The 13,190-nt window shown below is 73.6% G+C and carries 6 protein-coding genes; 4 read left to right on the forward strand and 2 right to left on the reverse strand.

The window, feature by feature from the left end:
* Positions 1 to 84 precede the first annotated feature (84 nt).
* The 4 genes from O7616_RS09545 to purE all read left to right on the forward strand — a co-directional run bounded on the left by O7616_RS09545 (position 85) and on the right by purE (position 6,508).
* Positions 85 to 2,622 carry a bifunctional diguanylate cyclase/phosphodiesterase gene (locus O7616_RS09545; protein WP_282306456.1) on the forward strand — a complete coding sequence of 846 codons (2,538 nt, stop codon included), beginning with the start codon at positions 85 to 87 and terminating at the stop codon, positions 2,620 to 2,622.
* Positions 2,623 to 2,662: 40 nt separating this feature from the next.
* The gene (locus O7616_RS09550) at positions 2,663 to 4,717 is read left to right on the forward strand and encodes a thioredoxin domain-containing protein (RefSeq protein WP_282306457.1); all 2,055 of its coding nucleotides are present in this window, start codon (positions 2,663 to 2,665) and stop codon (positions 4,715 to 4,717) included.
* A gap of 100 nt (positions 4,718 to 4,817) precedes the next feature.
* A complete protein-coding gene (locus tag O7616_RS09555) occupies positions 4,818 to 5,993 on the forward strand; it encodes a 5-(carboxyamino)imidazole ribonucleotide synthase (protein ID WP_282306458.1) in 1,176 nt (391 codons plus the stop codon).
* Positions 5,994 to 6,016: 23 nt separating this feature from the next.
* A complete protein-coding gene (gene purE, locus O7616_RS09560; protein ID WP_282306459.1) occupies positions 6,017 to 6,508 on the forward strand; it encodes a 5-(carboxyamino)imidazole ribonucleotide mutase in 492 nt (163 codons plus the stop codon).
* Between the two features lie 100 nt (positions 6,509 to 6,608).
* Here the strand turns inward: purE and O7616_RS09565 are convergent, their stop codons facing one another.
* Entirely contained in the window at positions 6,609 to 11,498 is a 4,890-nt protein-coding gene (locus O7616_RS09565; RefSeq protein ID WP_282306460.1) for a permease, read from the reverse strand.
* A gap of 148 nt (positions 11,499 to 11,646) precedes the next feature.
* Entirely contained in the window at positions 11,647 to 13,074 is a 1,428-nt protein-coding gene (locus tag O7616_RS09570) for a UDP-glucose/GDP-mannose dehydrogenase family protein (protein WP_282306461.1), read from the reverse strand.
* Positions 13,075 to 13,190 lie beyond the last annotated feature (116 nt).

Raw genomic sequence — 13,190 nt, forward strand, 5'->3', positions numbered from 1 at the left:
CCGTGTGCGGGAGGGGGCGCCGATGACCAGCACAGCACCGGCCGCCCGCCGTAACCTCGGCCGGCCGGCTGACGGGGGAGGTCGATGACCTCCGGTTCAGCCGACGACTCGTTCGACCGGCTCGGGGTGCGAGGCACTCCGGGCCGGTTACTCGTGCTCACCGCGGCCGTCACCCTGACCGCCGTGGTCGCCGCCGCCGTCGGCTTGACCCTCCCCGCCACGCTGCCGGCCGACGACCCACTCGGCGGTCCGGCCAGGTTCGCCATCGCGGTCGCCGTCCTCGGCCTCGCCCAGCTGGCCCGGCTCCGATTCCGTTCGGCCGCGGGCATGGTCAGCATCACCTGGGGTGAGGCGGCGCTGATCGTCTGCCTCTATCTGGCCCCGGCCGGTTGGCTCCCGTCCGCCACGCTGCTCGGCACCGGGCTGGCCTGGACGATGCTCTCGCTGCACAACGACCGCCGTCCGATTCTGGAGATCGTCCGCATCGCCGCCTCGCTGACCGCCGCGTCAGCGCTGGCGGTCTCCGTGACCACGGCGCTCGGCCGGCCGCTGCTCTCCCCACCCACCCCGATGCTGTCGCTGGCCGTGCTCGCCGGTTCGGTGACCTATCTGCTGGTGACCGCCTGGCTGGGTGGGGTGACGTTGGGCCTGCGGCACGGCCTGCCGATCGGGCCGCCGCTCCTCGCCGCGCTGCGCGGCAAACTGCTGATGTTCGTCGGCAACGTGGCGGTCGGCCTGGTGGTGGTCGCCCTGCTGGAGCTCGACCCGCGCTGGTTGCTGTTGCTGCCGCCGCTGCTGTGGCTGCTCCAGCAGACCTACCGCTACCGGCTGCGCTCCGATCTGGAGCGCCGCACCTGGAGGGCCTTCGCCGAGGCCACCGCCGCCCTCAACCAGCTCGACGAGCGCGGTGTCGCCAGCGCGGCGGTCACCGGAGCGCTGACCCTCTTCAACGCCGAACTGGTGGACGTCGACGTGGCCCGCGCCGACGGCCGGTGGCACCGGTACCGGGGCGACGCCAGCGGCCAACTGGCCGACCGCGAGACGGTCCCACCCGACGGGACGGAGCCGGACGAGCACGAGCACGAGCTGAGTCGGGCACTGGTCGTCGGCGACACGCCGGTGGGGCGGCTACGGGTGCGGTTTCCCCGTTCGGCGCCGCCCACCGCCCGCGAACGCGACGCCGTCGCCGCGTTCGGCGACGCGCTAGCTGCCGCGCTGCACGACGCCGCAACGCACCGCGAGCTGCGGTTGGTGACCGCCCGGTCGTCGTACGAGGCGGTGCACGACCCGCTCACCGGGTTGGTCAACCGGGCGGCGATGCTCGGCAAGGGTGACCAGTCGCTGCGGCAGCTCGCGCACGATCACCCGGTGGCGCTACTGCTGCTGGACATCAACCAGTTCAAGGAAGTCAACGACACCCTCGGTCACGCCGCCGGCGACCAGTTGCTGCGGCTGACCGCGAACCGGCTCGAAGCGTTGGTCCGCCCCGGCGACCTGCTCGGCCGCCTCGGCGGCGACGAGTTCGCCCTGCTCCTGACCAAGGTGCCGGTGCTCGGTGACCGGGCCGCCCCGATGGCCCACGCGTTGCGCCAGGCCCGGGAGGTCGCCGAACGGCTGGCCGCGCCGACCGAGGTGGCCGGCGTCCGGATGTCGATCGAGGTCTCCGTCGGGGTCGTGGTGGCCGACGCGGGCACCGCCGACCTGACCGAGCTGCTGCGCCGCGCCGACATCGCGATGTACCAGGCCAAGGAGGGTGGCGGCAACGTCGCCGCGTACGACGGCACCCGGGACGCGGCCAGCACCGATCAGCTCGCCCTGCTGGCCGAGCTTCGCGAGGCGTTGACGGTCGACGACCAGCTGGTGCTGGCGTTGCAACCGGCCGTCGATCTGACCACCGGTGCCCCCACCGGTGTGGAGGCGCTGATCCGCTGGCAGCATCCCCGGCGGGGGTGGCTGAACCCGGCGGACTTCATCCGCCCGGTGGAGAACAGTGAGCAGCTCGGCACCTTCACCCGCTACGTGCTGGACAAGGCGCTCGGGGTGGCCGCCGGCTGGGCCCGGGAGGGGTTGGACGTCCCGATCTCGGTCAACCTGTCGGCGCGTAGCCTGCTCGACCCCCGGTTGCCCGCGGAGATCGCCGACGCGCTGCGCCGGCACCAGGTGCCACCGCACCGGCTCGTCCTGGAGATCACCGAGACGGTGGTGATGAGCGAGTTGGAGATCATCGACGAGGTGCTGGCCACGCTCCGGTCGATGGGTGTGCAACTCGCCGTGGACGACTTCGGCACCGGCTTCTCGTCGCTGACCTTCCTCACCCGCATCGCCGTCGACGAGTTGAAGGTGGACCGCTCGTTCGTGATCAAGATGGTGGATTCGCCGGAGGCGGCGGCGATCGTACGCACGACCGTGGGCCTCGCCCACGAGCTGGGGCTGCGGGTGGTCGCCGAGGGGGTGGAGACCGCCGAGCAGCGGATGGCGCTGGCCGAGCTGGGCTGCACCTCCGCACAGGGCTACCACTTCTTCAAGCCGATGCCGGCGGACAAGATCGGCGCGGTGCTGGGGTCGCTGCGCGACTCGGCGGAGTCGAACGTGTTCCGGCTGCGCGCCGACGGCGCCTCCTGACCGCCGGGCACGCCTGGGCGGGGGTGGTTATGGTCGTCGGGTGAACCGACTCGCCGACGCCACAAGCCCGTACCTGCTCCAGCACGCCGACAACCCGGTCGACTGGTGGCAGTGGTCCGACGAGGCGTTCGCCGAGGCGAGACGGCGCGACGTCCCGGTGCTCATCTCGGTCGGTTACGCCGCCTGTCACTGGTGTCACGTGATGGCCCACGAGTCGTTCGAGAACGAGCAGGTCGGGGCCCTGCTGAACGACAACTTCGTGTCGATCAAGGTGGATCGCGAGGAGCGTCCCGACGTGGACGCGATCTACATGACCGCGACCCAGGCGATGACCGGCCAGGGCGGCTGGCCGATGACCGTCTTCGCCACCCCGGACGGCACCCCGTTCTTCTGCGGCACCTACTTCCCGAAGGCCAACTTCGTCCAGTTGCTCCAGTCGGTCACCACCGCCTGGCGGGAGCAGCGCGAGGCGGTGCTGCGCCAGGGGTCCGCGGTGGTCGAGGCGATCGGCGGCGCGCAGGCCGTGGGTGGCCCCACCGCGCCGCTGGACGCGTCGCTGCTCGACGCCGCAGCCGGCCAACTGGCCAAGGAGTACGACGCGACGAACGGCGGCTTCGGCGGTGCCCCGAAGTTCCCACCGCACATGAACCTGCTCTTCCTGCTGCGCCACCACCAGCGCACCGGCGACCCGCAGAGCTTGGAGATCACCCGGCACACCGCCGAGGCGATGGCCCGTGGCGGCATCTACGACCAGCTCGCCGGGGGCTTCGCCCGGTATTCGGTGGACGCGCACTGGACGGTGCCGCACTTCGAGAAGATGCTCTACGACAACGCGCTCCTGCTGCGCCTCTACACCCAGCTGTGGCGGCTCACCGGTGACCCGCTGGCCCGCCGGGTCGCTCGGGACACCGCCCGGTTCCTCGCCGACGAGCTGCACCGACCGGGCGAGGGGTTCGCCTCGGCGCTGGACGCCGACACCGAGGGCGTCGAGGGCCTCACCTACGCCTGGACGCCCGCACAGCTCGTGGAGGCGCTGGGCGAGGAGGACGGTAGGTGGGCCGCCGACCTGTTCACGGTGACGGATGAAGGCACCTTTGAACACGGCACGAGCGTGCTGCGGCTCGCTCGGGACGTGGACGATGCCGCGCCCGAGGTCCGGGCCCGCTGGCAGCAGGTGGTGGGACGGCTCCTCGCGGCCCGGGACACCCGCCCGCAGCCGGCCCGCGACGACAAGGTGGTGGCCGCCTGGAACGGGCTGGCGATCACCGCCATCGCCGAGTTCGTTCAGGTCGCCGCGCTGTACGCGTCTCCGCAGGACGAGGACGCCAACCTGATGGACGGTGTGACGATCGTCGCCGACGGGGCGATGCGTCAGGCCGCCGAGCACCTGGCCACCGTGCACCTGGTGGACGGGCGGCTGCGCCGGGTCTCCCGGGACGGCACTGTCGGCGAACCGGCGGGTGTGCTGGAGGACTACGGCAACGTGGCCGAGGCCTTCTGCGCGCTGCACCAGCTCACCGGCGAGGGGCGCTGGCTCACACTGGCCGGCGACCTGCTGGACACCGCCCTGGCACGCTTCGCCGCACCCGGTGGTGCCTTCTACGACACCGCCGACGACGCGGAACGGCTGGTCGCCCGACCCGCCGACCCGACCGACAACGCCACCCCGTCCGGCCGGTCCGCGTTGGTCGCCGGGCTGGTCGCGTACTCGGCGCTGACCGGGCAGACCCGCTACCGGGAGGCCGCCGAGGCCGCGCTCGCCACCGTCGCGCCGATCGTCGGGCGGCACGCCCGGTTCACCGGGTACGCGGCCATGGCCGGCGAGGCGTTGCTCTCCGGGCCGTACGAGATCGCCGTGGCGACCGAGGACCCGGAGGGCGACCCCCTGGTGGCCGCGGCCCGTCGCCACGCCCCGCCCGGGGCGGTGGTCGTCGCCGGACGTCCGGACCAGCCGGGTGTGCCACTGCTCGCCGACCGCCCACTGGTCGACGGGCGGTCCGCCGCGTACGTCTGCCGGGGTTTCGTCTGTCAGCGGCCGGTCACCTCGGTCGAGGAGCTGGTCGCCGAGCTGGGGGACGCCGGTAGCACCCAGTAGTCGTCGGTGGGCGGGGCCGGTGCTGCCACACGGTGCGCGGCCCGGGGTCACCGGCCCTCCCGGGGAGGCGCGCCGGGGGCCCGGATAGGCTGGCCGCGCTATGGATTCCCGTACCGGTCTGCCTGTTGTCGGCATGGTGGGTGGCGGCCAGTTGGCCCGGATGACCCACCAGGCCGCGATCGCCCTCGGCCAGTCACTGCGTGTGCTTGCGACCGCCCCCGACGACGGCGCGGCGCTGGTCGCCGCCGACGTCCAGTACGGCGACCACACCGACCTGGCCGCCCTGCGCACCTTCGCCAAGGGCTGCGACGTCGTCACCTTCGACCACGAGCATGTGCCCTCCGAGCACATCCGCACGCTGGCGGCGGAAGGGGTGACCCTCTACCCGCCGGCGGACGCGCTGCTGCACGCCCAGGACAAGCAGTTGATGCGGGAGCGCCTCACCGAGCTGGGTGCGCCCAACCCGGCGTGGCGGCCGGTCGGCGAGCCCGCCGACCTGGTCGGCTTCGGCGAGCAGGTCGGGTGGCCGGTCGTGCTCAAGGCGGCGCGTGGCGGCTACGACGGTCGGGGCGTCTGGATGGTCGACGACGCCGCCCAGGCAGCCGAGCTGGCGGCCACGCTGCTGGCCGGTGGCACCCGGCTGATCGTCGAGGAGCGGGTGCCGCTGCGTCGCGAGTTGGCCGTGCAGGTGGCCCGGTCGCCGTTCGGTCAGGTGGCCGCGTACCCGGTGGTCGAGACCGTGCAGCGCGACGGCATCAACGTTGAGGTGCTGGCACCGGCACCGGACCTGGACGAGGAGCTGGCGGTCTCCGCCCAGCAGCTCGCCATCGACCTGGCCACCGCGCTGGGTGTGATCGGCCTGCTGGCGGTGGAGCTGTTCGAGGTGCGTGACGACGCCGGTCGTCCCGCCATCGTCGTCAACGAGCTGGCGATGCGTCCGCACAACTCCGGGCACTGGACCATCGAGGGTGCCCGGACCTCCCAGTTCGAGCAGCACGTGCGGGCGGTGCTGGACTACCCGATGGGCGACACGGCGCTGACCGCGCCGGTGGTGGTGTCGGCGAACGTGCTCGGCGGCGAGCCCGGCGGGATGTCGATCGACGAGCGGCTGCACCACCTCTTCGCCGCCGAGCCGGGCGCCAAGGTGCACCTCTACGGCAAACAGGTGCGACCGGGCCGGAAGATCGGGCACGTCACGGTGCTCGGGGACGACCTGGACGACCTTCGGGCACGGGCGGCACGAGCCGCGCGCTGGTTGCGCGAGGGCCACGAGTGAGCGGGAACGAGGAGAGGGCCGCAGTGAGCACGGTCGGGTTGATCATGGGCAGCGACTCGGACTGGCCGACCATGCGGGCCGCCGCCGAGGTCCTGGACGACTTCGGTGTGTCGTACGAGGTGCGGGTGGTCTCGGCGCACCGGACTCCGGTCGCGATGATCGAGTACGGCCGCGACGCCGCCGACCGTGGCCTCAAGGTGATCATCGCCGGGGCGGGCGGGGCCGCCGCGCTGCCGGGCATGGTGGCCTCGGTGACACCGCTGCCGGTGATCGGTGTGCCGGTGCCGCTGAAGCACCTCGACGGCATGGACTCGCTGCTGTCCATCGTGCAGATGCCGGCCGGAGTCCCGGTCGCCACCGTGTCCATCGGCAACGCCCGCAACGCCGGCCTGCTGGCCGTACGAATCCTCGGCGCAACCGACGAGGGGCTGCGCACCAGGATGGCGGCCTACCAGCGGGATCTGGAGGAGCTGGTAGCCGCCAAGGAAGCCGCCCTGCAGCAAACCCTCCGCTAAGCCTGAGCGGCCCCCGCACCGCGCCGGCCGACCGCGGCGGGCCCGCAAACCGTGCCCGCTCAGCCTGCGTCGTCGCCCACCCCGCCGTGACCCTCTGATTTCACCTCATGCCGCGCAGCGCGGTCTGCAGGCGCTCCTGGGCGCGGCGGCGCCGCTCGTTGCTCGCCCCGAGCACGAGCAGCAGGATGCCGACCGGGATGAGTGCCAGCCAGGGGCCGAGGCTGACCAGTGCGTGGATGGCCGCGATCGCGGTGACCGACGCGCCGACGATCACCGGGGCCTGCTGCCTGGTGGACGAGCCGAAGATCAGCACCGCGACCGCGCCGAGTAGCAACAACATCTGCCGTAAGGTGCTCGACTCGGTGGCCAGGACGATCGCCAGGGTCGGGACGAAGGCGGTGACCAGCGCCGGCCCGTACGCCACCCAGCTGCTCAGATCAGGTCGGTGACGCAGTTCGAGCACTCCGACGAGGAGCGCCAGCGCGGCGAACGGCAGCGTGTACGCCTCGGGCAGCGCGACGTCGGCGACCCGCATCAGGATCCACCAGGCGGTGATCTCGCAGACCACCACCGCCCAGAACAGGATCCGGCGTTCCACCGGGCGTCGACCGGGCCGGGTCGCCGCCACCCCGAGGACCGCGCCCCAGGCGGCCAGCAGGGCGGCGATGTGTCGGGGCGAGTCGAAGGCGAGAGCCAGCGCGATGAGCGCCGCAGCGTACCCGGTCCATTCCACGGTGGAGGCTTCGCGTTGCGCCTCGGGGCGGCGTAGCCGGGGCAGGGTCGCGGCGAGGACCTGCAGGACCGCCCCGACGGCGAGCACACCGAACGCGGACCAGACCGCGGCCAGCCCGGCGACCAGGCCGAGGGTGAGCACGAAGAGCTGCGCCATGAGTGAGGCGAACAGCCAGCCGAGGATGCGCGCCCGCTGGGTGGCGCCGAACAGCGCCGCCACCGCGCCCACCCCGACCGCGCTGCCGAGCGTGAACAGGGTCATCTGCCGGTCGGCGAGACTGCCGGCGAGCCCGGCGCTGCCGCCGGCCAACCCGATGACGAACACCAGGACCCGGGCCAGTCGCAGCGAGCGGGCCCGTTCGACCAGCGGCGGCGGTGGGGTCAGCGCGAGGCCGAGCATCGCGATGGTGAAGACGGAGAGCGCCGCGACGGTGCTCGCCGGCCATCCGCTGCCCAGCGCGATGGGTGTGATCAACAGCGTGACGGCGGCCCCGGGCAGCACCACCGGCACGGCGCGGGAACGTCGGCCACCACTGAAGCCGGTGGCCGCGAGCGCTGCGGTCGCGGTGAGCAGGAGCGCCGTCAGCACGTGGGTGGGGTCGACCACGTCCGGGGGCGGGGTGAGCAGTTCCGGCGGCGGGCCCTCCCAGATCCGGGTCAGGGTGCGGTGCGGCTCGACCAGTGCGGCGACCAGCGCGGGGGCGATCGAGGCGAGTGCCAGGGCGGTCGGGAGGGCCGCTGCGGCCAGAGCACCGGCGGCGGGGTTGAACCGCCACCGCCGTCGCTCCGGGTCGTCCGGCAGCCGCCGTAGGGCGCCGTCGAGTCGTACCGCCCACCGCCGGACCGGCTGGGCGGCGCCGGTGGGCGGCACGGTGGCCGCTCGGATCAGCTCGGCCAGCACGCCGAGCAGGGCCGCCGCAGCGGCGTAGACGCCCGCGGCGAGGCCGGTGGGGATGGCGGCGAGGGCACTGATGGTGGCCCCGCCGACCACCGCGGCACTGACCCAGGGCAGGTATTGCGGCACCTCGCGGCGGACCGCGGCCACGGCGGCGAGGCCGAGGCTGGACGCGGCGAGCGCCGCGGTCAGCACCACCTGAGCCGAGTGTTGGAACTCGGCGGCCAACGCCGCCACCGCGCCGGGCAGGGCCAGCAGCGCTGCGCCCAGGGCAGCGCCGCCGATCTGCGCCAGGTGCGGTGGCATCCCCTCGGTGTCGATGTCGGTCACCTGCGGACCGGCCAGGACGCGGGCCAGCGTGGCCACCACCACGCCGATGAGCGCGATGCTGCCCAGGGCCAGCGCGGTGGTCCACGGTCGGACCAACCCGGCTCCGGCGGCGTGCAACGCGACCACCCCGGCCACGGTGGCGCGGGACAGCCCGGCGCGGGCCTCCTCGGTGGCGACCGCCGCGATGCCGTACACGGTGGCGACCATCCCGCCGATCAGCACCGGCGACCACCAGGCCAGGTCGAACGCCGCGGGCGCGCCGATCGTGGCGAGCACCGCCGCCACACCTGACACGTCCCAGCGCCAGGGCGGCGGGAGCAGGATGGCGGCGGCGAGAGCCAACAGTGCCAACGCGACAGGTGCCTGCCAGGTGGAACCACCGACCGGGGCGGCGGGCCAGCCGCTCAGGTCGCCTCTCCAGATCGGGCCGGGGGTGGCGAGCACGCCGAGACCGCCGCGTACCGCCGACCAGCCGGCGAGCACCCCGATGAGCAGACCACCGACGGCGAGGCCGAGGACCGGCCCGCGTCGCCACTCCTCCGGCATGCTGCGGGCACCCACCGCGACGACCAGGACGAGAGCGGCGGCCACCGCCAACTGCCCGCCCGGCGCTAGCACCGCCCCGATCCGGACCAGCGTGGCGACCAGGGCGGTGGTGACCGCGGCGGCGGCCAGGTCCGAGCCGTCGAGGCTGAGGTCGGCGCGCCGCCCGGCGTCGATGGAGGGCGCCAGGAAGAGCAACACCGCCGCGACCAGCAGGAGCGCGCCGACCCAGGCGTCGGCGACGGTGGCGCCGGGCGCGCCGAACGCGGCGGCGGTGACCAGCAGCGCGCCCAACCCGGCGCCGACCGACAGCGGAACGGGGATGCGACGCTGGGAGACCTGCACGACGGCGGCGTACCCGAGGGTCACACAGACGGCCAGGAAGCTGGCGGCCAGGACCGGGACGGTCACCTCCCGCAGGCTGGCCGGGGTGGGAGTCGGATCTTTCGGCATGGTGGCGGTCACGAACGCGGCCACCGCCCCGGGCAGGGCGAACGCGGCACCACCGGCGGCCCAGGCGGTGACCGTGTCGGAGGCGGCCGAGGCGATCCGGATTCGGGGGGCCGACGCGACGAGCGCGCCGGCCACGAACAGGGCGATCAGGACCGCAGCGGTGAGGGTGGGGCGGGCCAGGCTCGCGCCGGCGCCGAAGAGGCCCACCACCGCCGCGCCGACGGCGTGCGCGACGGCGGCACGGTCGCTGCGGGCGGAGAGCCCGATGACACCGATCCCGATCGCGGTGATCACCATCGGCCACGGTGCCGCCGCCCAGCCGAGACCGAACGAGGCCGGAACGGCGAGCGCGGTGAGCGCCGCGCCGGCGACCGCGAACTCGCGGCGGATCTCCGGGGGCAGAGCCAGCACCGCCGCGATGGTCAGCAAGAACGCGGCGGCCGCGAGCTGCCAGGTGGTCGGACCGACCGCCGCCGCCAGCTCGGCCGGGTACCGGCTGAGGTCGGCACCCCAGGCGGGCAACGCCGCCCGAACCGGTGCGACCCCGGCGCGTAGTGCGCCTCCGGCGACCACCAGACCGCTGACGGTCAGCGCCACCGCCGAGGCGATCTGCGGGCCACGGCGGGCGGTCTCGGGGACCGCGCGGACCGCCAGCCCGGTCACCGTGATCACCATCGCGATCACCAGCAGCGCCTGGCCGGGCAGCGCCACCGAGGCGATCCGGCTGAGCGCACCGATCACGGCGAGGGTGACGATGCCGGCCGCGACGTCGGGCAACGGTGGTCGACGCAGCACCAGCGCACCGGCCAGCCCGACTGCGGCGGCCAGCAGCAGCACCGTTCCGGCACCGGTCGCCGTCGGCACGGTCTGCGCCCGCAGCAGGGCGGTGACCGCGTACGCCAGGGCGCCGGCGACCGCCACCGCGTGCAGCAACCAGGTCAGCTCGCGTAGCCCGGGCACCGGGCGGGCCGGTCGTGTGTCGGGGGAACCCGCACCGGCGTCGACCAGCTCGGCGGCCTCCTCCGGATCACCCTCCGGCCGGCTCTCGGCGCTGCGTTGGCGGGGCGCCGACGAGGTGCCCGGCAGGGGCAGGTCCTGCCGGACGGGGCGTTCCATGACCACGACGGAGCGGACCAGCCAGAGGTCGACCAGGGCGACCAGGGCCAACACCAGTGCCCAACCGCCCGGTCCGGTGATCCGGTCGTACGCGAGCAGCGGCAGCACCGGCTGCGCGGCGAGCACGGTGGCGAAACGGGGCGCGCGCAGGCCCGTCCAGCCGGCGTACCCGAACGCGACGCCCGCCGTGACCGCGAAGATCACGCCACTGAAGACGGTGGCGGAGACACCGCCGGTGCCGATGCGGTCCACCGCCCAGAGGGCGTTGCCGGCGAGCGGCACCAGGAGGAGGCCGACCGCGGCGATGGTCTCGGCGGTCGAGGTGAGCCCGCGCCGGGCCAGCACCGGAGGGGCGAGCAGCATCAGCACGGTGGCCAGGAGCAGGATGCCCAGCCGGGCCACCGCGTCCATCGAGCTGGTCGCCACCGCGGCGAAGACCACCGCGGCCACGCCGAGCAGCAGCGCGCCCAGCCCGAGCGGGATGTTCTGCACCTCGCGTGACGAGGCCTCCGGCGGGTGCGCCGGGTCGTCCGGGCCGAGCCAGCTCCCCCGGGGAGGCGGCGGGTCATCCGGGGCGGGTGGGGTGTTCTGCCGGGGCACCCGGGGCGGCGCGCCGGTGGTGGCGGTCGGTGGCCGCCGGCCGGGGCGGCGCCGCAGCACCCGACGGGGCCGGGTGGCCTGCTTGACCCGCTCCTCGCCCGCGTGGGCCAGGATGTCCCGCTGGAAGAGGGCGGCCTGCATCTTGGCGGCGATCTGCCGCTGCTCACGGGCGATGGCGGCGTCGCGCGCCTTCATCTCCGCGATGGAACGTTCGATGTCCGCCAGGTGCTCGACCCACTGTGGCTGGTCAGCCCCACAGTGCGGGCATCGCACGGCCGGCTTGATCTCCCGGCCGCACGAGGAGCATTGAAAGGTCGCCACGACACCCCTCCACCCGCACTGTGGACTCCCACTGTCGCAGCATGCCCAAAGCCGGCGCGGATTTCGACTCTTGTCGGCGGGTCCGGGGCAAACAACGACACCGGCCGGCCCCGAGACGCTCGGTGGCCGGCCGGTGGAGGTCGTCCGGTCAGGGGCGGCCCATGCCCCGGTACTCCCAGCCGGCCTGGGTCCACAGTGCCGAATCGAGGCAGTTGCGGCCGTCGACCACCTTGCGGCCGTTGACCAGTTCACCGAGGGCGACCGGGTCGGCGTTACGGAAGTCGGCCCACTCGGTGAGGACGCAGACCAGGTCGGCGTCGGTGACCGCCTCGTTGATGCCCGTCTCGTAGGTCAGCTCGGGGACCGCGCGGCGGGCGTTGTCGGTGCCCTGCGGGTCGTACACGTGCACGTCGGCCCCGGCCTTGTGCAGCAGCGCGGCGACGGCGAGCGCCGGGGCGTCGCGGACGTCGTCGGTGTTGGGCTTGAAGGTGGCGCCGAGCACGGCGATGCGGGTGCCGGAGAGGTCCGGCCCGGCCGGGCCGGAGCGGCGGCCGAGCAGATCCGCGGCGAGGTTCAGCACCCGGGTACGGCGACGCAGGTTGATCAGGTCGACCTCGTGCAGGAAACGCAGCGCCTCGCCGGCGCCCAACTCCTGGGCCCGGGCCTGGAACGCCCGGATGTCCTTGGGCAGGCAAGCGCCGCCGAAGCCGAGACCGGCCTGGAGGAATCGGTTGCCGATACGCGGGTCGTAGCCGATCGCGCGGGCCAGTTGGGTGACGTCGCCGCCGGACGCCTCGCACACCTCGGCCATCGCGTTGATGAAGGAGATCTTGGTGGCCAGGAAGGCGTTCGCGGCGACCTTGACCAGCTCGGCGGTGGCGAAGTCGGTGACCACCAGGGGCACCTCGCGGTCCTCGGTGGCGGCCAGGTCGAACACGCCCTTGTGCGCGGCGTAGAGCATGCCGTTGGCCCACTCGCTCTTCACGCCCACCACGATCCGGTTGGGGCGCAGGACGTCGTCGACGGCGAAGCCCTCCTGGAGGAACTCGGGGCTCCAGGCCACCTCGACGCCGAGGTCGTCGGGAGTGTGCTTGCCGACGAGCTGCTCCACCCACTCGGCCGTGCCCACCGGCACGGTGGACTTGCCGACGATCAGTGCCTTGCGGGTCAGGTGCTGGGCGAGGCCGGTGACGGACGCCTCGACGTACGACAGGTCGGCGCCCATCCCGTCGGCCCGCTGGGGGGTGCCGACGCAGATGAAGTGCACGTCACCGAACTCGGCGGTCTCGGCGATGTCGGTGCTGAAGCGCAGGCGTCCGGCGGCGAGGTTGCGCCGGAGCAGCTCGTCCAGGCCGGGCTCGTGGATCGGCACCTGACCGGCGTTCAACATCGCGATCTTGTCCGCGTCGACGTCGAACCCGAGCACGTCGTAGCCCAGTTCGGCGTAGCAGATGGCGTACGTCGCACCGAGGTAGCCGGTCCCCAGGAACGTCACCCGCGGCCGAGGTGCGCCCGAGGGCGGTGTCACCGCGGCGATGGCGGGGGTCGGCTGGATGGTGGGATAGGGGATCGTCACGCCTGTCTTCTCCGCTCGCACTGGCGTCGCGTCGTCTCGTCGCGTCGCATTCTGCTGCGGCGCCTGGGCGGGGCACCGGAGGGGTGGCTCACTGTCTGGTCTCCATCATCGCCCAG

The sequence above is a fragment of the Micromonospora sp. WMMD964 genome (genome assembly GCF_029581455.1).
Taxonomy (GTDB): domain Bacteria; phylum Actinomycetota; class Actinomycetes; order Mycobacteriales; family Micromonosporaceae; genus Micromonospora.

Coding starts and splice junctions, on each gene's coding strand:
- O7616_RS09555 (WP_282306458.1), top strand. CDS start 4,818: ATGGATTCCCGTACCGGTCTGCCTGTTGTCGGCATGGTGGGTGGCGGC.
- O7616_RS09545 (WP_282306456.1), top strand. CDS start 85: ATGACCTCCGGTTCAGCCGACGACTCGTTCGACCGGCTCGGGGTGCGA.